The sequence below is a fragment of the Ignavibacteriales bacterium genome (assembly GCA_016709765.1).
Taxonomy (GTDB): domain Bacteria; phylum Bacteroidota; class Ignavibacteria; order Ignavibacteriales; family Ignavibacteriaceae; genus IGN3.
In genome coordinates this window covers 165,993-191,488 of sequence record JADJMD010000008.1, presented here as the reverse complement: position 1 = coordinate 191,488, position 25,496 = coordinate 165,993, and the positions used below count along the sequence as shown (strand labels likewise).

General features: G+C 33.4%; 17 protein-coding genes. All 17 read left to right on the top strand.

All coding sequences use genetic code 11. The annotated features are described in order from the left end of the window. The first annotated feature begins 10 nt into the window (after positions 1–10). Positions 11–1,795 (top strand): T9SS type A sorting domain-containing protein, encoded by a 1,785-nt coding sequence (locus tag IPJ23_02240; protein ID MBK7629540.1) that lies wholly within the window; start codon positions 11–13, stop codon positions 1,793–1,795. 138 nt (positions 1,796–1,933) lie between these two features. Next, positions 1,934–3,310: a T9SS type A sorting domain-containing protein gene (locus tag IPJ23_02235; protein ID MBK7629539.1), complete on the top strand. Its 1,377-nt coding sequence runs from the start codon at positions 1,934–1,936 to the stop codon at positions 3,308–3,310. A 32-nt stretch (positions 3,311–3,342) separates the two neighbouring features. Further along, positions 3,343–4,005, top strand: a complete 663-nt coding sequence (eda, locus tag IPJ23_02230; protein MBK7629538.1) for a bifunctional 4-hydroxy-2-oxoglutarate aldolase/2-dehydro-3-deoxy-phosphogluconate aldolase — start codon at positions 3,343–3,345, stop codon at positions 4,003–4,005. Positions 4,006–4,019: 14 nt separating this feature from the next. Next, the gene (locus tag IPJ23_02225; protein ID MBK7629537.1) at positions 4,020–5,054 is read left to right on the top strand and encodes a sugar kinase; all 1,035 of its coding nucleotides are present in this window, start codon (positions 4,020–4,022) and stop codon (positions 5,052–5,054) included. After that, on the top strand, positions 5,044–5,841 hold the full coding sequence (locus IPJ23_02220; GenBank protein MBK7629536.1) for a FadR family transcriptional regulator: 798 nt from the start codon (positions 5,044–5,046) through the stop codon (positions 5,839–5,841). Before IPJ23_02225 ends, IPJ23_02220 begins: the two co-directional genes overlap by 11 nt. Positions 5,842–5,886: 45 nt before the next feature. Continuing rightward, positions 5,887–6,642 (top strand): SDR family oxidoreductase, encoded by a 756-nt coding sequence (locus IPJ23_02215; protein MBK7629535.1) that lies wholly within the window; start codon positions 5,887–5,889, stop codon positions 6,640–6,642. A 14-nt stretch (positions 6,643–6,656) separates the two neighbouring features. Next, on the top strand, positions 6,657–8,852 hold the full coding sequence (locus IPJ23_02210) for an alginate lyase family protein (protein ID MBK7629534.1): 2,196 nt from the start codon (positions 6,657–6,659) through the stop codon (positions 8,850–8,852). A gap of 13 nt (positions 8,853–8,865) precedes the next feature. After that, a complete protein-coding gene (locus IPJ23_02205) occupies positions 8,866–9,228 on the top strand; it encodes a cupin domain-containing protein (GenBank protein MBK7629533.1) in 363 nt (120 codons plus the stop codon). Between the two features lie 29 nt (positions 9,229–9,257). Further along, entirely contained in the window at positions 9,258–10,526 is a 1,269-nt protein-coding gene (locus tag IPJ23_02200) for an MFS transporter (GenBank protein MBK7629532.1), read from the top strand. 92 nt (positions 10,527–10,618) lie between these two features. Beyond that, a complete protein-coding gene (locus tag IPJ23_02195) occupies positions 10,619–13,012 on the top strand; it encodes a heparinase II/III family protein (protein ID MBK7629531.1) in 2,394 nt (797 codons plus the stop codon). After that, the gene (locus IPJ23_02190) at positions 13,009–14,778 is read left to right on the top strand and encodes a T9SS type A sorting domain-containing protein (GenBank protein MBK7629530.1); all 1,770 of its coding nucleotides are present in this window, start codon (positions 13,009–13,011) and stop codon (positions 14,776–14,778) included. The genes IPJ23_02195 and IPJ23_02190 overlap by 4 nt, the downstream gene beginning before the upstream one ends. Before the next feature lie 14 nt (positions 14,779–14,792). Next, positions 14,793–15,983: an alginate lyase family protein gene (locus IPJ23_02185; protein MBK7629529.1), complete on the top strand. Its 1,191-nt coding sequence runs from the start codon at positions 14,793–14,795 to the stop codon at positions 15,981–15,983. A 37-nt stretch (positions 15,984–16,020) separates the two neighbouring features. After that, on the top strand, positions 16,021–19,566 hold the full coding sequence (locus tag IPJ23_02180; GenBank protein ID MBK7629528.1) for a glycoside hydrolase family 88 protein: 3,546 nt from the start codon (positions 16,021–16,023) through the stop codon (positions 19,564–19,566). Between the two features lie 12 nt (positions 19,567–19,578). After that, on the top strand, positions 19,579–20,058 hold the full coding sequence (locus tag IPJ23_02175) for a cupin domain-containing protein (protein ID MBK7629527.1): 480 nt from the start codon (positions 19,579–19,581) through the stop codon (positions 20,056–20,058). A gap of 94 nt (positions 20,059–20,152) precedes the next feature. Then, positions 20,153–21,280, top strand: coding sequence for a pectate lyase (gene pelA / locus IPJ23_02170; protein MBK7629526.1), 1,128 nt, complete (start codon positions 20,153–20,155; stop codon positions 21,278–21,280). Further along, the gene (locus IPJ23_02165) at positions 21,270–22,238 is read left to right on the top strand and encodes an alpha/beta hydrolase (GenBank protein MBK7629525.1); all 969 of its coding nucleotides are present in this window, start codon (positions 21,270–21,272) and stop codon (positions 22,236–22,238) included. The genes pelA and IPJ23_02165 overlap by 11 nt, the downstream gene beginning before the upstream one ends. A gap of 216 nt (positions 22,239–22,454) precedes the next feature. Beyond that, positions 22,455–25,475: a TonB-dependent receptor gene (locus IPJ23_02160; protein ID MBK7629524.1), complete on the top strand. Its 3,021-nt coding sequence runs from the start codon at positions 22,455–22,457 to the stop codon at positions 25,473–25,475. Positions 25,476–25,496: the final 21 nt, after the last annotated feature.

Below are 25,496 nucleotides of genomic sequence, written 5' to 3'. Positions count from 1 at the left end.
GAGAGTGACAATGAAAGCTTTTAAACTGTTTCTATTATTAACTGTATTGTTAATCGGAGCACAGTTAAATTATGGCCAGATAGTATCTGCTGGCGATGGCGGCTGGAATCAAACTACTACCTGGGTTGGTGGTGTTGTACCTAGTGCTGCAGATAATGTTGTTATTGATCATACTGTAACTTTAGATGTTCCAAATGCTGCTTGTAATGATCTAACCATAAATAACAAATTACGATTTGCCATTGATGGAACTGTAACTGGTCTTACAGTTGGTGGTAACGTAACTGTTAACGTAGGCGGCGTATTCCGTGTTGAATCAAGAAACCCCGCAGGTACAGCTAATACTTTCATTGAACATACTATGGATTTACTGGGTGATTTAACAAATAATGGAGTAATTGATTTCCGTGGTGGAAGTAATGGTGGTGGTACAGCAAATGGTGTTTTACTTGCATTTAGTGGAACAACTAATTCAACTATTTCCTTAACTAGCACAACATACCAAGCAAGCGTTGAAGAGTTTAATAGCATTACTATTAATAAGACTGGCGGAGCAAAAGTAATTTTAGCTGCTGGTAATTTATTTCAATCTAACAATTCAAGCACGGGCGGTGTTGTACTCACTTTAACAGACGGCATTATTGAAACAGGTACAAACCATTGGGCATTTTTAAGAACAGGCTCATCAGGAATAGTTGGCGGTTCTGACAATAGCTATTTTAGTGGAATATTGGGACGTGGAGTTTCTAATGGCGGTGGTTCGGTAGAATTTACTTTCCCGGTAGGTGAAGGTACGAAATTTAGACCAATAACCATTAATATTAGTGCTCCTGCAAACGCAACCGGACATTATTTTTGGGTGAATATGTTATCTGGTAATGCTAATACAGGTAGCAGCACATTTACTGGTGGCATTGATAAAGTATCCACACTAAGATATTATGAAGCCGGATATTTACAGAATGCCGGCTCTGCATCTTCGCAAGCGGTTTATAAATTAAGCCCAACTTATTCCACAGATGATGGTGTTGCTGTGGGTAATATGGATTTACGTGTTGCATATTCATCAGATAACCGTGCAACTTGGAATGGTATTGGTCCCTTAGACCACTTAACCGATTTGACTAATGTACCAACTACAATTTCAAGTGATTCTCTCAGCGCAGCACTTGTAGTTAGTACAGGTACAAGCATTTTTATTTCTCTAGCTAATGCAACAGGTGGCGTAAATACCATTCCGGTAGAACTAATTTCGTTTACTTTAACCAACAACAACGGTTTAGTTAAATTAAATTGGAATACAGCTACTGAATTAAATAACAGAGGATTTGAAATTGAAAGAAGTATAGATAATTCAACCTATACTAAAATTGGTTTTGTAAGCGGGTTTGGTACAACAACTGAAGAGAAATACTATTCTTTTGTAGATGAAAATGCAACCAATGGAATATATTATTATCGATTAAAGCAAATCGATTTTGATGGATCAGTTAATTATTCAAAAGTTATAAGTTCAGATGTTTCTGCCCCGGCAGAATTTGAATTGAAACAGAACTATCCAAACCCATTTAATCCATCTACAAGAATTAATTATTCTATTATAGAATCAGGTTTGGTAAAATTATCAGTTTACAATCTTCTTGGTGAAGTAGTAGGCATTCTAGTTAATCAAAATCAAGAAGCTGGCTCCTACAATGTACAATTTGATGCATTAAATCTACAAAGTGGAGTTTATTTCTATAAACTGGAATCTGGTAATCAGATTCAAACTAAAAAAATGATGCTGATTAAATAATATTTTTAATGAAGCATACTGTATTAAATGCAGTATTGCTTCATTCTTATTTCCACTTTATGTCTGTTTGAGAAGTATGGAGATTTTTTTTTCAAGGAATTGATTTTTATAATAAAGAAAAAATTAACACCCAATGATATGACAAGTATTACAAGTATAAAAATAATCATTGCTGTTTTTACAGTCGTTGTGCTGATTAATTCACCTATCTATTCACAGGCGATACTAGAAGCTGATGGCCCTGGTAATACTTATGAATTAATCAACAGCGTTTTAGCACCGGGCTACGATGTTGTTGAACATCCCGAATGTGTTCATCCGCAATTTGGGAGACATATTGCCGAAGTATGGGATGTGGAATTAAATCAATATGTATTTGAATTTTATAGTCATGTTACGCCTGATAATGACCGCTGTATAAATTATGATCGGCAGAGAATTGAGATAAAAACATATGATCAATCCCCGGATAGTTTAATAGGTTTAGTCGGTGAGACAGTTACTTACAAATGGAAATTTAAACTGCCATTAGGATTTCAACCATCAAGTAATTTTACGCACATTCATCAAATAAAACCTGTTGATGGCGATGATGGTAATCCGATTTTTACTTTAACTCCAAGAAAAGGTTCACCAAATAAATTAGAACTTATTCATAATAATATTACTAAAGTTGCAATTGTTGCACTTTCTTTATTTGAGGATGTATGGGTTGAATGTACAGAAGTAATCTTTGTCGATCCTGTTAATGGTGGATATTCAATGACAATTAAAAAAGTCAATGATGGAACAACATTACTTTCATACAGCAATAATAATATTATGACCATTCGTCCTACTAATAGTTTTATCAGACCGAAGTGGGGAATTTACCGCAGTTTACTCTCATCATCAGATTTGCGCGATGAGGCAGTGCGTTTTGCTGGGTTTTATATTTCTGAACATTATGTACTTCCTGTAGAACTAACTTCATTTACTGCAGAACCGTTTTGTTCTACTGTATCATTAAATTGGCAAACTGCTACTGAACTCAATAATCAAGGTTTTGAAATTCAGAGAAAACTAGAAAACTCCGATTGGACGACAATTGGGTTTAGGGCAGGACAGGGAACAACATCTGAAAAAACAGCATATGTTTTTCAGGATGATATTTCAGAAATAAGTGCGATTAAATTTTATTATAGATTAAAGCAAATAGATTTTAATGGCACTATTGAATTTTCAGATGAAATAACTGTCTTAAATGAACCACGAGATTTTAAACTTTATCAGAATTACCCAAATCCATTTAATCCAAGTACGACTATATCATATGCTATACCTATAACTGGATTAGTTAAGATAACTATTTACAATGCGCTTGGAGAATCTATTAAAAAATTAGTGAATGAAACCAAAGAACCAGGATTTTATAGTATAAACTGGAATGCAGATAATATAAATAGCGGAGTTTATTTCTTAAAAATTGAGACAAACAATTTTATATCAACCAAAAAAATGCTCTTTATTAAATAAAGATCATATGAAATTTAAATTAAGGTTAGTAAATGTCTAGAGAAGAAATTGTTAAAAATATTATAGACAATGTTGTGGTTGCTGTTGTAAGAACAAAACACCCGGATAAATTGATCAGAATGGTTGAAGCAATATTTGAAGGTGGTATAAAAAGCATTGAAATCACAATGACAGTTCCTAACGCCTTAGAAATGATTGCTCAAGTTTCTAAATTTGCTAACCCAGAAATTTTAGTAGGGGTAGGATCTGTTTTGGATACTGATACTGCACAAAAAGCAATCGATGCAGGTGCTCAATTTGTTGTAAGTCCGATTTTTAATAAAGAAATATTAATTACTACTAATAAAAATAATGTTCCAGTTATGCCCGGGTGTTTTACCCCTACAGAAATATTTAATGCACAACAGGCAGGTGCGGATATAGTTAAAGTATTTCCTGCAGATGTGCTTGGAATGAGTTTCTTTAAATCTATAAAAGCGCCAATGCCCAAATTGAAAATAATGCCGACTGGTGGAGTTACACTTGATAATGCGGGAGATTGGATTAAGGCTGGTGCATGTGCAGTTGGAATTGGTTCCGCACTTTTAGATGAAAAAGCCATTGAAGAAAATAATTATAGTAAACTTACAGAAAACGCAAAACAAATAATGAACAGTATTAGTTCTGTTGATAAACCAAAATTAATATTTGCATAGGCGTAGGAGATAATATGTCACATAAGGTTGTTACTCTTGGTGAAATAATGATGAGACTTTCTACACCGGGATATGAAAGATTTGTACAGTCTCAAAAGTTTGATGTTACATATGGTGGCGGTGAAGCAAATGTAGCTGTTGCCCTTTCGAACTACGGATTTGAAAGTTACTTTGTTTCTAAACTTCCAAAACACGAGATAGGACAATCTGCTGTTAATCATCTTAGGCGATTTGGTGTAAAAACTGACTATATCGTTCGTGGGGGGGATAGAGTTGGCATTTACTTTTTAGAAACTGGTGCAAGTCAAAGAGCCTCAAAAGTGATATATGATCGTGACAACTCAGCAGTACGATCAATTACGGCAGATGAATTAAATTGGGATAATATTTTTAATAATTGCAAATGGTTCCATTGGACAGGAATCACCCCGGCTTTAGGAAAAAATTCTCAGGAATTAATTATTAATGCATGTAAGGTTGCTCAAAAAAAAGGTGTTAAGGTTAGCTGTGATCTTAACTTTAGAAAAAAAATGTGGACTGAAAAAGAAGCACAAAGTGTCATGATTCCACTTATGGAGTATGTTGATGTTTGTATTGCAAATGAGGAGGATGCTGAAAAGAGTTTGGGAATGAAAGCACAAAATACAAGTGTCTCTCATGCTGAGCTAGATGAAGAAGGTTACTTTAAATTGGCAAAATCATTGAAGGAAAAATATTCATTTGAGGCTGTAGCAATTACACTTAGAGAAAGTTATTCTGCCTCAAGAAATGGATGGAGCGCGTTGCTTTTAGATGATAAAGATTGCAAGAAACCATATCGTTCTAAAAAATATGATATTCAAATTGTTGATAGAGTTGGTGGGGGAGATTCTTTTGCTAGCGGATTAATTTATGGTCTCCTAACTAAGAACAACACATCAGAAGCACTTGAATTTGCGGTTGCAGCATCGTGCTTAAAGCAAACGATTTTGGGAGACTTTAATTTAGTTTCATTGGACGAAGTGGAGAAGCTTGCTAAAGGAGATGCGTCTGGACGAGTTGATAGATAAAAAAAATCTCTTTGTGCATATTAAAAAGGATAAAGGAATGAACGGAGAAAATATATTTACTTTATTAGAAACTAGAGAACCTATAGGTAAGTTGATAATTCAACAGATAGAACAAGCTATTTTGGAGAATAAGTATATTGCTGGTTCCAAATTACCTTCAGAGAATGAATTATGTGAACAGTTCGGTGTAAGTCGTACATCTGTTCGAGAAGCCTTAGGAACACTTGAGGCCCAAGGGATTATTGAGATTGTTAAAGGCAAAGGGATGTTTGTAAAAAAGATCTCTACTGAAACAGTTACTAACCTGATGCGAAAATACTTAATACTTAGAGCGGATCGAAATTTTGTAATGGATTTAGTTCATGCAAGACAAATTATAGAACCAGCTATTTCATATTACGCAGCGTTAAATTTTAATGAGGAAGATATTGAGCGATTGACAGGGGATATTGAAAATCTGAAAAAATGCTCCGGTGATTATGTGGAACTAGCAAATCTGGATACAATGTTTCATTTAGATTTAGCCCGTGCATCACGAAATAGAATTATGCCACTTTTGTTGCATCCTATTCACGAACTTATCCCTGAAGTAAAATCAACGATATATGCAACCGTAGATGATGCAAAAGGCTCTGCAGTTATTTGGCATCAGAAGATTCTCGATGCGGTAATAAGCAGGGATGCAGAAAAAGCTAGGACGGCCATGGAAGAGCATCTGAAAATTGCTGAAGAACATGCTGAAAAAATGTTAGAAGCACAAAAACAAAAAATAGTCAGTGATATTTAATCATATTTGTAAAACATTACATAAAAATAGATATAGGAGATTTAAATGGTAAATCTAAAAAATAAAGTTGCATTAGTAACTGGTGGTGGCAGAGATATTGGCGGAGAAATTTCTAAAAAATTAGCATCACTCGGAGTGAAAGTATGTTACAATTATTTTGATAGTGATGAGAAAGGTGATTTAACCTTACAGGATATTAAGGATAGTGGTGGTGAAGCAATAATGGTTAAAGGCGATCTTACCAAACAAAAAGACATTGATAACTTAGTTAAATCTTGTACCGATGCTTATGGTTCCAAAATAGATTTACTTGTAAATGTAACGGGCGGGCTAGTTGGCAGAAAGACAGTTGAGGAAATGGATGAACAATTCTGGGATTTTCTAATGACACTTAATCTTAAAACCGTTTTTATGGTTACAAAAGCAGCATTGCCATTTATGGGTACAGGTGGAGCAATAGTTAATTTTTCTTCTCAAGCTGCTCGTGATGGTGGCGGACCCGGTGCACTTGCTTATGCAACAGCCAAAGGTGGTGTCTTAACTTTTACTCGTGGATTAGCTAAGGAATTAGGTCCAAAAGGCATAAGAGTAAATGCGGTATCACCAGGAATGATAAACACTACTTTTCACGATACATTTACAAAGCCAGAAGTTAGAGAAAAAGTTGCGGGCTCAACACCATTAAGAAGAGAAGGTAAAGCTAACGAAGTTGCAGACTTAGTAGTTTATTTATGTTCAGGCGAATCTTCCTTTATTACAGGAGCTTCAATTGAAATTAATGGTGGAACATATTTCATTTAACAAAGGATTGGTTGATGAGAAAATTTTCAATATTTGTTTTATCGTTTTTTGTATTGATATGTAGTATTTATGTTAATGCTCAAACAGAACATCCCAAATTAATCCTTACAAAAGAGGTTATTGCTGAGATACAAAACAATCTTGGTAAGATTCCTTTATTTGATAAAACTTATGAATCAGTGGAAAATGATATTGATGATGTATTGAATGATGATATTGATGTTCCAGTACCTTTGGATCCTGGTGGTGGGTACACTCATGAAAGACATAAACAAAATTATGACTTAATGTACAAAGCCGGAATTCTTTATTCTGTTACTAATGATTCAAAGTACGCACAAGTTATTAAAACGATGTTAGATAAATATGCTAAGCTTTATCCTACTATCGGATTGCATCCGCAAGCTAAAGATCAAACCCCTGGAAGACTTTTTTGGCAATCACTGAATGAAACTGTTTGGCTTCTACACACAATCCAGGCTTATGATTGTATATATGATTGGCTGTCTAAAGGTGATAGAAACAACTATGAAAAAAATATTTTCCTCCCAATGGCAAAATTCTTTTCAGAAGAATCTGAGCACGAGTTCAACCTTATTCATAACCATGGAACCTGGATGGTTGCTGCTGTTGGAATGACAGGATTTGTTTTAAATAATGAAGAGTTAATCCAAAAATCATTGTATGGATCTAAAAAAGATGGTGAGGGTGGATTTATTGCTCAGCTTAATTTACTCTTTTCTCCAGATGGTTATTATACAGAAGGAGGATATTATGTGAGATATGCTCTTTGGCCATTCTTCATTTTTGCTGAGTCAATTCAAAATAATATGCCAGATCTAAAAATCTATGAAGTTAGAAATCAGATACTTAAGAATGCTTTTTACTCCGCGATGCAGATGACGTATACCAATGGTGAATTTATTCCTATCAATGATGCTCTAAAAGAAAAGACCTATTTATCTTCAGAAATTGTTTATGCTCTTAATTTTGTTTACGACAGATATGGCGAAGATAAATCATTACTCAGTATTGCACAGAAACAGGATAGAGTTAGCTTTTCTAAAGGTGGAATTAAAGTCGCAGAAGCGATTAGTGAATTAAAAACTATTCCTGAATTTAAATGGATGAGTGTAAACTATGTTGATGGACCCAAAGGCGATGAAGGCGGTGTAAGTATTTTACGTTGGGGACCAAATAGCGATATGGAATGCCTACTATTTAAATATAGCGCTCATGGATTATCTCACGGGCATTTCGATAAAATGAGCATGCTATTTTATGATCAGGGCAGAGAAGTAATTCAAGATTACGGCGCAGCAAGATTTCTAAATGTCGAACAGAAATCCGGTGGAAGATATTTGCTTGAAAATAAAACTTATGCATTGCAAACAGTCGCACACAATACCTTGGTAATTGATGAAACTACAAATTTTAATGGTAAACAATCAGAATCACAAAAATTTCATCCAGATCTTTATTATTCCAGCCTAACAAATCCTGATATCCAGATTACAAGTGCAAAAGATGTTAATGCTTATGATGGGGTCTTGATGCATCGTACTCTATTAATGGTAAATGATCCTGGATTATTAAGACCAATTGTTATTGATGTATTCAGAGTTAAATCCGACAAACAGCACCAATATGATCTTCCATTTTATTATATGGGACATTTTATGTCAACAACATATGATTATGATGCCAAAACTACATCACGAAATCCATTGGGTCTAAAAAATGGTTATCAGCATCTTTGGTTAACCGCCGAAGGAAAATCTGATATTACTTCATCATTTACTTGGTTAAATGGTGAGCGCTACTATTCGATTACTTCAAACACTGATAAGAACACACAAATATTATTCACTGAAGTTGGTGCAAACGATCCAAGCTTTAATTTAAGAAATGATCAGGGAATTATGTTTCGAGTTAAGGATGATAATCACACATTTGTAAATATCATTGAGCCCCACGGTGATTTTAATCCTACTCTTGAATATTCTTTTAATTCATATTCAGCATTTGAAGTAATTAAAGTTCTTCAATCAGATGATGAATATACTATCGCAAGTATTTTAGGAAAAAATAATCTTAGTTGGAAAGTTATGATTTGTAACAATAATGCTGATGATAAAGCTAATCACAAAGTAAAATTAGATAACGGTTCCGAACTTAGTTGGGTTGGACCGATTGCGATTCAAAAGTAAAAAAGAGGTAATTATGCAAAACCAGAGTGATATTTTTATAAAGACTGAACCAATGGAATGGGAAGAAGTTGCGCCGGGAATGAAAAGAAAATTTATGGGCTTTAATGATGAAATTATGATGGTAAAAGTTCATTTTGATAAAGGAGGAATTGGTGCCAAACATGCACACATACATAGTCAAACCACGTATGTTGTTAGCGGAGCATTTGAAGTAACAGTTGGTGATAAAACAGAAGTTCTAAATGGTGGAGATGGTTTTTATATCCCTCCACATATTGAACACGGTGCAGTGTGTCTTGAAGCAGGAATATTAATTGATGTATTTAGTCCCGTGCGAGAAGATTTTCTTGCAGGAATGTCCGGATATACAAAATAATTTAATTTATAAGACAAGTAGGAGAGTGAGTGAAAAAAGTTAAAGGTTTACGCTGGTGGATAATCAGTCTAATTGCTCTGGCCACTCTTATTAATTACATTGATCGAAGCACACTTTCCTTAATGTGGCCCAGCATCTCAAAAGATTTGGGTATGGACAAGAATGATTATGCATTTATTCTTAATGTATTCATGGTCGCTTATGCTATTGGACAGTTAGTTTCCGGAAAAGTTTTTGATAAGGTTGGAACTAGACTTGGATATGTAATTGCTATTGGAGTTTGGGGAATTTCATCATTTATGCATTCATTTGCTCGTGGAATCTTATCGTTCAGTTTTTTAAGAGCAACTCTTGGAATTGGAGAAGCAGGTAACTGGCCTGGAGCAGTAAAATCTAATGCAGAATGGTTCCCAATAAAGGAAAGAGCAATCGCCCAGGGAATATTTAATGCCGGTGCTTCCATTGGTTCTGTTATCGCACCACCTCTTATTGCAACTCTTTGGGCAGCATTTGGATGGCAAACTACTTTTATGATAGTTGGTTCATTTGGAATAATCTGGTTAATTCCATGGTTAATTATCAACAAGAAAATTCCAGCAGAACATCCTTGGCTTTCAGAAGAAGAACGAGAACATATTCTCTCGGGTCAAAGTGAGCAGGATAGGAAAAATGTAAAGGGAAAAGGACTAACTATAAAACAGATTCTGTCTTATAGAGAATCTTGGGCCGTACTTGTTGGAAGATTTTTTCTCGAACCTATCTGGTGGTTATTTGTTGGTTGGATGCCGATTTATCTGGCAGAAGTTTATGGATTTAATGTTAAAGAAATTGGATTCTTTGCTTGGGTGCCATATGTCGGTGCTGCGATTGGAAGTATTTCAGGCGGTTACTATGCAGGCAAATTGATGAGTAAGGGTACTAACTTAAATAAAGCCAGAAAAACCGCAATAGTTATTGGTGGAGTTATAATGTTTTTAGGATTGGTTGCTACTATATTATTGGCAGATACTCCACTTAAATTTGTCGTAATTGTTGCCTTTGTTTTATTTGGATTTCAATTTGCGATTGGCAATATCCAAACCATTCCTAGTGATTTGTTTAGCGGAAAATCGGTTGGAACATTAGCTGGATTTGGTGGATCAGTCGGAGTATTTGCTGTGATTGTGATGAATTTTCTTGTTCCTATAATTTCCAAATATTCATATATACCAATATTTATAATGATCGCTGTATTTGTTCCATTAGGAGTCTTTGCAATATTTTTCTTTGCAAAGCAAATTGCTCCTGTCGAGAAGTGATATAACAAATTAACTATGTACATTATAGTAGTAATCGCGCTCAATCTCAGACAAATATATGAGCGCGATTTACTTTTTAAAGGTGAGATATAATGACAATGTCAAGTAAAATATTTCCCCAATTCAGTCTTATAATTATTCTGCTTTGTAATTTTAATTTGTCTTCACAAGATTATATTTCGAACCAAGAGAAAATTCCTCGTGATCGATTAGTGACCGATAAAGAGTTAATTACTCTTATCAGCTTGCCTGAAGATTCAACACGATCTTTCCATAAATCACTTCAAAAACAGGATACTATCACAGCATTAAGATACTTGGCTGAATATTTTAGGACAAGGAAATCACCTTCTTACTTTTTTAATTATAAAGATATTGAACAAAGAGCTGCTGAATTTAAGAATGCATATCCTAATCAATCTGATAAAATAATTGAAAATGCCGATGAGTTTATTAAAACATATGGAACTAATATTGATTGGCTTCAGCCAGGTATAGATTTACTTGGAAGAATACATACACCAAATACAGTCCGATATCTCGCCAGACAAGAAGTAGCTCCTACTATTTCATTAGCTTATTTCTTAACAAATCATAAAAATTTTTACTTAGAATACTTGATGAATGAAATAAGAGATTTTGTCTCTGACTTTGAAAATGGAAAAGTTGAGACTGGCAGGAATGATATCTTCGAAAGATTTTATGCAGGACACAGAACAAGAAACTGGTTGTTTATGCATCAGATTTTATTAGGTGCTGATGACTATAATTGGCAGGATCAGATTTTAATGATAAAAGTTTTTATTCTGCACGGAGCCAGGTTATACGATGTATGCAAAGAATTTAATTGGGGTAATCACCAACTGCATGGTCTTGCTGGCTTATATGAAATGTCAATTATGTTTCCTGAGATTTCTGTTATGAATTTTTGGAATAGTGAAGCAAAGAGAGTAATAATTGAACATATTGAAAAAGAAATAAAACCAGATGGTTTTCAATTTGAACGAGCTTCACATTATTTCAAGTTAGATATTATTAATTACTTCAGAGTATATCAGATATCAAAAATAAATAAAGTTGAACTGCCGTCTAATTTTGTGAATCGATTTCACCAAATGTTTGATGCAATAATTAAGTTATCCCAGCCCAATAAAAGTTTACCTGTTTTACAGGATGCACAGGATAGTTATCAATTCCACACTACAGATACAATTTCAACTACTGGCCAACCATTGTCTAATGACGCAGCTGAATTAAGAGATCCAGGAGAATCGAGATTTATGAGTTTAGGTGCTTTATTATTTAATTCTCCAATCTATAAGTATTTCGGTGAGGAAACATTTCCTCCTGATTTTTATTGGTTCTTTTCAAGCAATTTTCTTTCGGAATACAAAAATATTTCTATTGAAAAACCATCGCTTGGCTCAGTTGCTCTTGATTCATCGAATTATTATGTGATGCGAACAGGCTGGAATAAAAGTGATCTATATATGGTAGTTGATGGAGGCTTGGCTAAATACAAACCTGATCATACGCACGGTGGAATTTTAGGAATTATAGCTTATGCCAATGGGGAAGAAATTCTCCCCAACTATAGAGTGAAATACAGCAATCCATCCTATAGAACAATGAAGAATTCTTTAGTTAAAAATGTTGCAATCGCAGATAACTATCTTCAGGGACAAAATTGGATTAGTAATACAGCAAGAACAGGTTTTGGTATCTGGGAAAAATTACCAAAACCAGTCATAAATGATTGGTTATCTGGGAATCATTATGATTTCTTTTCCGGATCTCATAATGGATTTGAATCACTAAGTATTAAGTACGAAAGGTCGATACTATTCTTCAAACCATACTGTTGGTTAGTTGTTGATAAATTTATTTCTGATCAAATTCACTCATATCAACAGATATGGCAGGGAAATTATTCAATCGATTCACAAAGTAATTGGGCAAGATATAAAGGTAAAACAGCAGTGTTGGATATTCTTCAAGCTGATCCTACAAATATGGAAATTACCTCTCGAAAAAATTTCTGGACAAACTCAGTACAATTCGAAAAAAAGGGTGTGAAGGATTATTCATTTTTAACAGTACTCTATCCTCAAAAAACTGAATCTTTACTCTCTCCAGAAATTAGATTATTTGAGCGAGATGGGAATAAACAAATTGTATTGTTTGCCGACAGTCTGAAATTAACAGCGTACATAATTAATCAACCAAAATTAAAATTAGATGAATTTGAAACCGATGCCAAATTGATCGCAACAACTTTTATTAATGATTCTTTAAAAAATATATTGATAAAAGATGGCACCTTTTTTATAGCTAATGGGATCAAAATAAAATCAAAAGATATAATAAGTTTAGAGGTCGAAATAATTGAAGGCAATCAAATAAAAATATCATCACTCGATAAAATAGCCCGTGAGTTATTTCTAAATGGCAAATCAATTAAAATTAATTTAGAAGTGAATCAATGAAAATAAAACTTTTAGTAGTAATTACTTTTTTCCTTTTAGGACAAATTTCATTTGCAAGGATAATACAAGTTAGTACTTCCTCAAGTTTTAAAAGTGCTTGTGTAAATGCTGTTCCCGGCGATACAGTTGAGCTGGCAGATGGTGTTTACAATAACATCGGATCTATTACGATGTATAACAATGGGACTATAGAGCTACCAATATTAATCAAAGCTAAAAACATTGGTTTATCAGAGCTAAAAGGGAATTCCTATTTCGATTTCAGACAATGTGCATATATAACCATCCAGGGATTTCTTTTTACCAGCACGGATGCAACAGTATTAAAATTGCAGGCTAGCAATAATATTAGAATTACTAGAAACATCTTCAGACTGGTTGAGACAACTTCACTTAAATGGATTATTATTGGTGGTGTTTGGAACGATCCGAATGCTGTCAGCTATCATAATCGAATAGACCACAACCTATTTGAAAACAAATATCTCGCTGGAAATTATATAACAGTTGATGGGAGCGGCGATCCTGTTTATCTATCATCTCAATATGATTTAATTGATCATAATCATTTTAGAAATATTGGACCACGCATAGTAAACGAAATGGAGGCAATTAGAGTTGGCTGGAGCGAACTTTCAAGGTCCAGTGGATTTACAACAATCGAGTATAATTTATTTGAAAACTGTGATGGTGATCCGGAGATTATTTCTGTAAAAACTTGTGATAACATAGTACGGTATAATACTTTTGTTTCTTCTCAGGGAACTTTGTGTTTAAGGCATGGTGATCGTACAACAGTTAACGGAAATTATTTCTTTGGACAAAGCAAAGCAGGAACCGGAGGAATAAGATTTTATGGTGATGATCATAAAATATACAACAACTATTTCGAGGGATTAACAGGAAATATTTGGGACGCGGCTTTAACGATTACAAACGGTGATGCTGACTACAGCACTTCAACTAGTTGGTCTAAACATTTTAGACCCAGAAATACTGTAATCGCTTTCAATACCTTCGTGAACAATTTGCACAATATTGAAATTGGATATACTAACAATGGCAGCTATTCAAAGGCTCCAAGTAACAATTTAATTGTAAATAACATTGTGAAAGGATCGGAGAATGAGTTAGTCCATATTTATACTCAACCAATTAGTATGGGATGGGAATCTAATATTATGTTTCCAACGGAAAATGCGGTATTAGGTATAACAGCAAGTTATGGGCAGATAAAGAAAATTGATCCTTTATTGACTGAAATAGACTCACTGTTTTTTATTTCAAGCTCTAGTCCAGCAATTGATAGTGCTACTGGATTGTATGATTATGTGGGGGATGATTTTAATGGACAACAAAGATTAGGTCTTAAAGATATTGGATCTGACGAATACTCAAGTGATTCAATCACAAGAAAACCACTAACTGCTAATGATGTTGGACCATATGCAAACGAAATTGTAACAGATATCGGAACAGGTTCAAACATAAGCTTAAATCTTGGTTCATTTATTTTATATCAGAATTATCCAAACCCATTTAACCCAGTCACAACAATTCAATATTCTATCCCACAGAAAAGTAGCGTAATTATTAAAATTTATGATATACTTGGCAATGAAATTATCACTTTATTGAATGAAGAAAAGCAGATTGGAAGTTATGATGTCAAGTTGAATGCATCGGAATTTTCAAACGGAGTTTATTTTTATAGATTGCAGGCCGGAGATTTTGTTGCAACAAAAAAACTAGTGTTACTCAAATAATAAATATTTACTAAATGATTAATAGTAAACTTCAAATACTATTTTATACAACATTTATTTCGTTGTATTTCGTAAACTCTATTTGGGCTCAATCTCCGGTACAAAATATTAGAAGTGTGATAACAGGTCTTGATTCTGACAGAGTTATTAAGGAAGCAAATCTATATTTAAAAGAAACCCCAATTACCATTACATCTTTCCCAGCGGACAGAAGTTTTGGCGGTAAACACGATTATTATTCTGAAGGTGATTACTGGTGGCCAAATCCTTCTGACCCTGAAGCACCATATATTCGAAAAGACGGATTATCTAATCCAAATAATTTCAATTCTCACAGGCAGGCTTTAATTAATTTTAGTATTCAGGTACCAACTTTAATTGCAGCATATATATTTACTAAGGATAATGTATATGTTGAGCATGCCTTAAAACATTTAAATGCCTGGTTTGTTAACAATCAAACAAGAATGAATCCCAACTTAAGATATGCACAAGCTATTAAAGGCATAACATCCGGAAGAGGGATTGGAATAATTGATACAATTCATCTTGTTGAAATAGTACAAGCAATAATTGTTATGGAAAAATTAAACCTAATTTCTGAGGAAGAATTAACTGCAGTAAAGGACTGGTTTAGTAAATACAATGAATGGCTTTTTACCGATCAGTTTGGAATTGATGAACGGGATAACGGAAATAATCATAGCACTTGCTGGAATATGCAGGTAGCGCAATATGCAAAGTTTACAAATGATTTAGAGAAAATGGAGTATTGCTCAAATCATTTTAAAAATGATTTGCTACCGAAGCAAATGGCTCAAAATGGAAGTTTTCCGCTAGAATTAGAAAGGACTAAACCTTACGGCTATTCATTATTTAATCTTGACGCAATGGTAATGGTTGTAAAGATATTATCAGTTAATGAAAATCTTTGGAATTTTTATACGGATGGTAATAAAAACATTCGAAATGCAATGGAATTTATATACCCATTTATTTTAGATAAGAAAAGTTGGGCATATGCAAAAGATGTAATGTATTTTGATAATTGGCCTGTTAGGCAACCCTCATTATTATTTTCAGGATTGGCTTATAACGATGAAAAATATATTTCATTATGGATGACTCTTGATCCTGTACCAAAAGTTGATGAAATTATAAGAAATTATTTTATTCGGCAGCCCATTTTATGGATTGATGATTAAAAAACATTTAATTGAGTTTAATAAATACAAATTTGCTATGAAAAAAATATTATCAGTTTTAATAATCTTTGCTCTAATTAAAAATATATCATATTCTCAAAAAACATTGCGTGATTCAAACTTTCTTGATCAGTTATCAGAACAATTAATTAAGAAAGAAAAAATAATTGGGAATAAATTTCCTGAATATACAGAAAATGGTTCATGGAAATTTCGAAACAAGATTAATTGGCTATCAGGGTTTCTTTCTGGCGAACTCTGGAATATGTATAAGATAAACGGTGATGAAAAATTTAAGAATTTAGCTATTGCACAAGCTAATAATTTATTAACCTATTCTGGAATTGACTACACCCATGATATGGGATTTATTTTTCTTCCGAGTTGCAAAAATGCATACGAATTTACCGGTGAAAAAAAATATCTGGATGCTTTAATCATTGCCGCAGAAATGCTGGTAAAAAGATTTAGTGGCAAGGGATCTTTTATTCGAGCTTGGGGAACCATCGATGATCCGGATAAAGCTGGTTGGATAATAATTGATACAATGATGAATCTTGAGCTTTTATTCTGGGTAGCTGAGAAGACTGGAAACCGTGAAATGTATGAGATTGCATACAAACATGCTCTCACTACTTTAAAAGAAATTGTTAGAGATGATTTTTCCAGTTATCACGTTGTAGAATTTGATCCTTTGACAGGAAAAGTTTTAGAAAAGAAAACTCATCAAGGATTTAGTGATGAATCAACTTGGGCAAGAGGACAGACATGGGGGATATATGGATTTGCTATTGCTTATAAATATACCAACGATGAAAGATTTTTAAATGCATCACAAAAAATGGCAGACTACTTCATATCAAAATTACCAAATGATTTTATCCCTGTTTGGGATTTGGATTTAGATTCCGAAAACAATTTACGCGATGCTTCTGCCGGAGCAATCGCTGCTTCTGGTTTATTCCAACTTTCTGAACTTATTAAATCAAAAGATTTAACTGAAAATTATTTAGATATTGCTTACAAAATCACTTCATCTCTTACAAATAAATATTCTTTTATAACTAGTTCAAGAAAAAATGAAGAAGGAATTTTACTACACACGATTTATCATTATCATAAAAAGTGGGGGGTGGATGAATCCTTTCCGGCGGGTGATTATTATTTTATGGAAGCATTAGAAAAAGCAATGGAGTCAGAAAATAGAAAAAATTTTATTAAAGATATTCCTTTTAGACAGGAATATAATATTAATACCGATTGGTATTACTTAGAGGATAATTGTTTGAGTGTAACGGAAGTCTCTAAATCGGTTTGTAACTGGCAAAAAATAGATCTTCCACATACCTGGAATAATTTTGATGCAACCGATGTGATTCCTGGATACAGAAGAGATGCAAGTTGGTATTTAAAGAAAATTTATATTCCTAAAATAAATTCTGATCTCAATCTATTCCTTCACTTTGAAGGAGTAAATATTATCTCTGAGGTTTTTGTAAATGGAAATCGTGCTGGCGGTCATGTAGGCGGTTACATAGGATTTGATGTTGATATTACCCCTTACCTAAAAATGGATATGGAAAATGAAATTCTAGTGAGGGTAGACAATTCTGTAAATCCAAATATTATCCCGTCACAAAAATCAGATTTTTTTATTTATGGTGGAATTAACAGAGATGTATGGTTAAAAGTTCTACCTTCGTCATATTTACTTGAACCAAAAATTAAATCGCCGGTTGTTAATAAAACATTAGCGAAGACAGAACTCGAATTAAACTTATTTTCGGATCAAAAAAATGATTTTGAGGTTAATACTATAATTGTGGACAATTTAGGTAAAACTGTATCTGAGATAACAAAAAACTTCTCAGCTAATTCTGGAGAAAATTCAATAGAAATTAATTTTCCAGAAATTACAAACCCATTATTATGGTCACCTGAAAATCCAAATCTTTATACCGTAAATATTCAAATTCTTCAAAAAGGAAAATTGATAGATGAAATTCATAGAAATTATGGATACAGATGGTTTGAGTTTAAAGAACATGGTGCATTCTTTCTTAATGGCGAACGATTTTTAATTCGGGGTACTCACTGGCATGAAGATTTTGCCGGATTAGGTAATGCTCTTCCGGATCAGGTAAAAGAAGGTGATTTTAAATTAATCAAAGAGATGGGAGCAAATTTTGTAAGGCTTGCTCATTATCCGCAAGATCCAAAAGTGTATGAGTTATGTGATGAACTTGGTCTGCTTGCGTGGGATGAACTACCTTGGTGCAGAGGCGGAGTAGGTGGGGATGAATGGAAATCCAATTCAAAAAGATTGCTAACTGAAATGATAGAACAAAACTTTAATCATTCAAGCATTATTATCTGGTCACTCGGTAATGAAATCTATTGGATTCCCGATTTTCCTTCTGGTGATAATAATGATTCGATTAGATTTTTCCTTAAAGAACTAAATCAGATTGCACACGATTTAGATCCATCACGGCTAACCGGACTTCGTAAATATTATGAAGGAGCAGATATAGTTGACGTGTTTTCACCTTCAGTTTGGTCTGGCTGGTATTCTGGTGTATATACAAATTATTCACAAGCAATTGAAGATGCTCAAAAAAAATATCCTAAAATGCTTCATGTTGAATACGGCGGATCAAGTCATGTCGGTAGACATGACGAGGAACCAATTGATGGAGAAGGAGTTTTGAATCCCAACGAGTGGGAAGAAAGACCTAACCAGGTAAAAATAGATAACATTGCCTCAATGGGAGATTGGAGTGAAAACTACATTGTGGATTTATTTGATTGGCATTTAAGATATTCAGAATTATCAAAGTCATTCACAGGCAATGTTCAATGGGCATTTAAAGATTTCGGAACGCCACTACGACCGGAAAATGCAATACCTTATATGAATCAAAAAGGTCTTGTTGATCGTTCAGGAAATCCAAAGGATGCTTTTTATGTATTTAAAAGTTACTGGAATACCAATGATCCATTTTGTTATATCGAATCTAAGAGTTGGACTGATAGAAGCGGACCCCAGAACAAATCACGTGAAGTAAATGTATTTAGTAATTGTGATAAAGTGGAATTATTTCTTAATCAATTATTAATAAGTAAAAAAGAAAAAGATATCAATTTATACCCGGCCTCGGGTCTTTCCTGGCAAGTAAATTTTATTGAAGGTAAAAATCAATTGGTTGCAGTTGGTTATAATAATGAGAAAAAAGTGGCAATAGATACACTTGTAATAAATTATTCATTCAAGAAGCAAGAAATTCCCCAAGAGATAAAAGTGACCGGGATGAAAATGCAAAGCGGAAATTATCTAATTGAAGCTGTGGTTGTTGATAAAAATGGATCAAGATGTCTTGATTATAATAAGCGAATATATTTTTCAGTAAGTGGTTCCGGAAACTTGATTGAGAATATGGGAACACCTACCGGGAGCTCAACTATTGAAGCTGCAAATGGTAAAGTACAAATTGAATTTAAACCTTTAGGTTTTGATAAAGCTACCATCGAAGTAAGAAATCAGGATTTTAAAGGTGCATACTTAATTATCAATGATGATTAATAGGATATAAAAATGATTATTAGTAAACAAAATATTTCGACCATATCCGTTTGTAGGTTCCAAACGTTTTTTATTTCTTTGTGCATTCTGATCTCATCAAACACATTAGCACAAGAAAGCAATGATTCATCAGATCAGAAAAAACATTGGACGATTGATGAGTGTGTAAATGAATTTAATTTTGAGGATACCCTAGGTACAAGTGTTGGATATCAATATTGGTTTTTTAATAAAGATTTTATTGATGGAAGAACTCTTAAAATGAGTGTTGTGGCGCCACACTCAGCCACGCATACTCCTCATACACATTCAGAAGATGAATTTTTCTTCGTCCTTGAGGGAACAGCAGAATTTTATCTTGATGGAAAAATGACTGTGGGTAAACAATATTCAGCCTTTTATTGTCCCAGAAATATTGAGCATGGTATAAAGAATGTTGGTGATACTGAATTAAAATATTTAGTTATTAAAAAATATGAAAACATAAATTAACGAATTATTCTTTTATCTATTCTGTCTAAAAAAATATGAAACACAGCCTAATGAAAAAATGTATTAAATCATTTATTTTTTGCTCTCTTCATTGATGTTCATTGATTGTTCAGCACAGACCAATTCCGACTTTAATCAAATTTCATATATCGACACGACAGAATTTCTAAATAGTGCTCATCATTGGTATGATATAAAAGACACAGATAAAATCATTGAACCCTTGGGAAATCAAAAAAAATACTCAGCCAATGAATTTGAAAAGATTGCAGATAACATTTTACTTTATCAAAAACGCAATGGTGGGTGGCCAAAGAACTATGATATGCAAGCGATTTTAACAAGTGAACAGGAATCTTCAGTCATTCAATCAAAAAATCTTTTTAATACTTGTTTTGATAACTCTGCTACATATTCTCAGCTCAACTATTTAGCAAAAGCATTTAGTTTTACCAAAAAGGAAAAATATAAAACGGCTTTTATTGATGGAATAAAGTTTATTTTATCAGCACAGTATGATAATGGTGGTTGGCCGCAATTTTATCCTGATACTAGTGGCTATCGTAAATATATTACATTTAATGATGGTGCAATGATGGGAGTAATGAAATTATTAAAGCGAATTGTGAATAAAGAAAGCGATTATATTTTAGTTGATTCTGATATTTATAATAAAGTTAAAACATCTTTCAACAAAGGAATTGAATGCATATTAGACTCACAAATAAAAGAATCCGATTCATTATTAGTTTGGTGCCAGCAGCATAATAATATAACTCTCTTACCTGAAGATGCAAGAACGTTTGAGCCAGCTGCTATTTGTAATGGCGAAAGTTCTGAGATAGTTGAATTTCTAATGACGTTACAAAATCCAAATGCTAGAATTATTAAATCAATAAAATCAGCGGTAAAATGGTTTGAAGCATCAAAAATATTTGGAAGAAGAGTCCAGACAATAAAAGCTCCTCATACCGAGTATCAATATCGGAATTCCAACGATGATAGAATATTGATAGATGATCAAAATGCAAAACCAATTTGGACCAGATACTACAGTCTTGAAACTCACATTCCAATTTTTTGTAACAGAGATGGAATAATTGTTTATTCATTCTCTGAAGTTGAGAGGGAACGAAGAATCGGTTATGCTTGGTATGTTTATGATCCGCAAGTTGCTTTAGATAAATATCCTAAATGGTTGGAAACAATAAATGAAAAGTAAATTTTTGACTGAATTCCTTCTCTGTACACTTTTAGTATTTCCACAATCCTATTTATCTGATGAAGGAATTCCAAAGGATTCTTCTTACACGGTTTATGGCTATTATCAAAAAGAGCTAAAGAACTTTCCTTTTATTAAAATCGCCAGGAAAAGTATTAAGTCAAATGTAAAAGAAGAAAATAATTTAGTTTATAAGTTAATAGGGAAAAGAAATCTTAAACTCGATTTATTTATTCCTGACTCATCAGAAAAACCAATTCCCATTGTTGTTTTTATTCACGGAGGAGGTTGGCGATCAGGTAACAAATCATTTCAGCATCCTTTAGCAAATGAAATAGCCGCTAAAGGATTTTTATGCGCTTCTATAGAATACCGTCTGTCTCCCGAAGCAAAATATCCGGCAGCAGTGCTTGATATTAAAAGTGCAATAAAATGGCTAAAGAAAAATGCAGAAAGATATAATGCCGATTCCTCAAAAGTAACGTTGTTAGGATGTTCATCAGGCGGACATTTGGCGGCATTGTGTGGTGTTACTGTTAATCTTTCCAAATTTGAACCGAATGAATACTTACCGAAAATATCTTCTAAAGTTCAAAAAGTTATTGATCTAGATGGTATTCTAGATTTTACACATCCTGCAGAGAGTGGTAAGGATACTTCCGAGTTGTTTCCGTCTGTTGGAAAACTGTGGTTTGGCCAAACATATAAAGAAAATCCTTCACTTTGGATTGAAGCCTCGCCATTAAGTTATGTTTCTGAAAACAGTCCAGAGTTTTTTTTCATTAACAGTGCATCGGACAGATTCCACGCTGGAAGAGATTCCGCGGTTGTTCTATTTGAAAAATACAAGATAAATTTTAAAATTGAGACTTTGCACTATACACCCCATACTTTCTGGTTATTTGATCCCTGGTTTAAACCTACAGTAAATTTCATTGTTGATTTCCTAAAAAAATAGTTTAATTTTGACCAAAATTCTTATAAAATCAAAAAAAAATGATTCTATCAAAATATTTTTCTTGACAATGTGAAATATTTTGCTTTTTTTTCAGATGTGCTTTTTCGTTTACTTTATCGTTAAAGTAAACCATTATGTGACTCAAGTGGCGAAGCTGTGTTCAGACCATAAATAAATCCCTTCTAAACTATTTCATTACACCAAAGGAGAGGCAGAATGAAATTATTTTACTACTTAAAATTTACAACTCTGATATTCTTAATTAGTCTATCACAACTTTTCTCCCAGGGCTCTATTAAAGGAGTTGTGACCGATTCCCTGACTAATAATGAATTGATTGGTGCAAATGTATTCCTAGTTGGTACATCTATAGGATCCGCTACAAATATTGAAGGTAAGTATATAATCAAAACTGTACCAGCCGGCGATTATACTGTGAAGATTTCTTATATAGGCTATAAGGCAAAAGAAATTCCAGTAACCATTAAAGAGGATGTAGCAACGGAACTTAATATCCCATTATCATTGGATGTCTTGGTTGGTGAAGAAGTTGTGGTGACTGGTCAAATGATGGGACAAATTTCTGCAATAAATCAACAACTTTCTTCAAATACAATTATTAATGTTGTTTCAGAAGAAAAGATTCAGGAATTACCTGACGCCAATGCCGCAGAAACAATAGGCAGACTTCCTGGTGTCTCTGTAACAAGATCCGGAGGAGAAGCAAATAAAATAATTTTACGTGGGTTAAGTGACAAATATGTTACGGTAACAATAGATGGCGTTAGAGTACCTTCTACTGATGCTTTAGGGAGGGGAATTGATTTGAGTACTGTTTCTCAAAATTCGTTGGCTGGTATTGAATTATTTAAAGCTTTAACTGCGGATAAAGATGCTGATGCTATTGCAGGAAGTGTAAATCTTGTTACTAAAAAAGCACCATCACAAAGACAATTAAAGTCAGTTTTAAAAGGCGGTTATAATGGTTTAATGCAATCTGCAAAACAGTATGATTTTTCATTAAAATATGGCGAGAGATTTTTTGATGATTTGTTGGGAGTTCAGATAAATGGAAATATTGAAAACAAAATTAGAAGTACCGAAATATCAGACATTGATTATGATCAAAATGGAAACAACTACACAACATATTTTATTAATAATTTTAATTTGAGATTTGTTGATGAGTTGAGAAAGAGAAACGGTTTAAATCTGATTTTAGACTATGAATTACCCGACGAAGGAAATATAATGTTAAATAGCAGCTATAACAGCACAAGTAGAAATTATATTACTTTTGAAAGAGATTATCCAAACGGTGGTGGGGAAACACAATATCTAGGTGGTGTAACTTATCTGTATCGAGACAGGGAACAAGATTTAGAAACTTTTAGTAGCGCGTTAACTGGAAATAATAATCTCTTAGGAATCAATATTAATTGGGGATTATCACTAGCCCAATCTACCTCAGAATTTCCTTACGATTATCAATTAGATTTTAGTGAACCCTCCGATTCAGGAGCCAATTCAGGAATGCGTTCACCACCACAAATCAAAGATCACCCGGAACAGTTAATCCCTTATGCTTATAATAATTTTCAAGCTGCCTCGCTTGCGGGGGCCTATTATACTTCACAGGACAATCTAGAAAGAAATAAAACTGCTTTTCTAAATTTGTCCCACAATTATGTGCTTGGAGATTTATTTGCTGGCGAGTTAAAGTTGGGTGGCAAGTATACTTCTAAAAGCAGAACAAACAACCAAACACAAGTTACTTCTTACTATTATTTGGGCGGGTGGCAACCATATGAAAGGTTACCTGATGGCACGATTAGACAAAAAAATTTGAGTGGTTCTTTATTTGACGCTTTTTACCAACGATACTTATCTAATCCTTTATTTATAAACGCCCCTTTCAGTGACTTTCTTGATTCTACACCTCAATCTAGAAACCTATTTGATCTGTATAGTTTATACCCGCTTATTAATAGAGATAAACTTCGTCAATGGTATGAATTAAACAAATATGGAGTTAACCAGACAGGTCAAACAAATGAATATAATAATGATCCAACATATGCAGCATATTACTATGATATAACTGAGGCAGTAGCTGCAACATACATTACTAATACTTTAAAAATTGGTCAGAATATAACTTTTATTTCGGGAGTAAGAGTAGAACAAGAAAATAATGATTATCAAAACAAGTATTCAAACGTACAGGCTGGCGGATTCCCGTATCTTACACTTCCAATTCGTGATACTAGTTCTACTTATTCGGAAACTATAGTTTTACCAAATTTTCATCTTAATATTAAGGTTACTGACTTTATGAATATTCGTCTCGCCGGATATAGAGCTCTTGCCCGTCCTGATTTTAACATGCGATTGAATACCTATTTTGCGTGGAGACCAGCCGCAGTTGGAGGAAACAGACAATTAATTGTTGGCAATCCAAAATTAAAAACCGCAAAAGCTTGGAATTTTGAAATAAACACAACTTTTTATGGAAATGATATAGGATTATTATCTATCTCTGCTTTTTATAAAGAGATAAAAGATATGTACCATATGTTGAATCAAATAAATACTAGTGGCAATATTATATTTGATGATCTTGGTTTAGAGACTAGATCATTGCATGGTAATTCATCATACCAATTAACAGTTCCTTATAATTCAACAGATCCATCAAAAGTGTGGGGTTTTGAATTAGAACATCAGATTAACTTTACTTTTCTGCCAGGTTTATTACAATATATAGTTTTAAGCTACAATGCTTCGATAGTAAAATCGGAAACTCAACTAATCGGATCAACGATAGATACGACTTATATTGTACTTCCTGGATTTCCACCTTTACCTGAATATAAAGAAAGAGCTATTAAGTACAAGCAGCAATTAGAGAATCAACCAAAATTCTTCGGAAACATATCTTTGGGTTATGATATTGGTGGATTCTCTGGAAGAATATCCCTTTTCCATCAGTCTGATTATTATTCTTCTTTTTCACCTAGTAGAAGAAGCGATGTTTTAATAGCTGGGTATAATCGAATAGATTTAGCTTTAAAACAAAAAATAACTGACTATTTAACAATTTTATTAAACATTAATAATCTTACAAATCTAAAAGATATAAATCAGATCGATAACAAAGTCAACCAATACGTACTACCAAACACTAGTCAAAATTATGGATTGACTGGCGATTTGGGTGTAATAATTGAGTTATGATTATTCCCAATTTCTATAGTT

Coding starts and splice junctions, on each gene's coding strand:
- IPJ23_02240 (MBK7629540.1), top strand. CDS start 11: ATGAAAGCTTTTAAACTGTTTCTATTATTAACTGTATTGTTAATCGGA.
- IPJ23_02235 (MBK7629539.1), top strand. CDS start 1,934: ATGACAAGTATTACAAGTATAAAAATAATCATTGCTGTTTTTACAGTC.
- eda (MBK7629538.1), top strand. CDS start 3,343: ATGTCTAGAGAAGAAATTGTTAAAAATATTATAGACAATGTTGTGGTT.
- IPJ23_02225 (MBK7629537.1), top strand. CDS start 4,020: ATGTCACATAAGGTTGTTACTCTTGGTGAAATAATGATGAGACTTTCT.
- IPJ23_02215 (MBK7629535.1), top strand. CDS start 5,887: ATGGTAAATCTAAAAAATAAAGTTGCATTAGTAACTGGTGGTGGCAGA.
- IPJ23_02210 (MBK7629534.1), top strand. CDS start 6,657: ATGAGAAAATTTTCAATATTTGTTTTATCGTTTTTTGTATTGATATGT.
- IPJ23_02205 (MBK7629533.1), top strand. CDS start 8,866: ATGCAAAACCAGAGTGATATTTTTATAAAGACTGAACCAATGGAATGG.
- IPJ23_02195 (MBK7629531.1), top strand. CDS start 10,619: ATGACAATGTCAAGTAAAATATTTCCCCAATTCAGTCTTATAATTATT.
- IPJ23_02190 (MBK7629530.1), top strand. CDS start 13,009: ATGAAAATAAAACTTTTAGTAGTAATTACTTTTTTCCTTTTAGGACAA.
- IPJ23_02185 (MBK7629529.1), top strand. CDS start 14,793: ATGATTAATAGTAAACTTCAAATACTATTTTATACAACATTTATTTCG.
- IPJ23_02180 (MBK7629528.1), top strand. CDS start 16,021: ATGAAAAAAATATTATCAGTTTTAATAATCTTTGCTCTAATTAAAAAT.
- IPJ23_02175 (MBK7629527.1), top strand. CDS start 19,579: ATGATTATTAGTAAACAAAATATTTCGACCATATCCGTTTGTAGGTTC.
- pelA (MBK7629526.1), top strand. CDS start 20,153: ATGTTCATTGATTGTTCAGCACAGACCAATTCCGACTTTAATCAAATT.
- IPJ23_02165 (MBK7629525.1), top strand. CDS start 21,270: ATGAAAAGTAAATTTTTGACTGAATTCCTTCTCTGTACACTTTTAGTA.
- IPJ23_02160 (MBK7629524.1), top strand. CDS start 22,455: ATGAAATTATTTTACTACTTAAAATTTACAACTCTGATATTCTTAATT.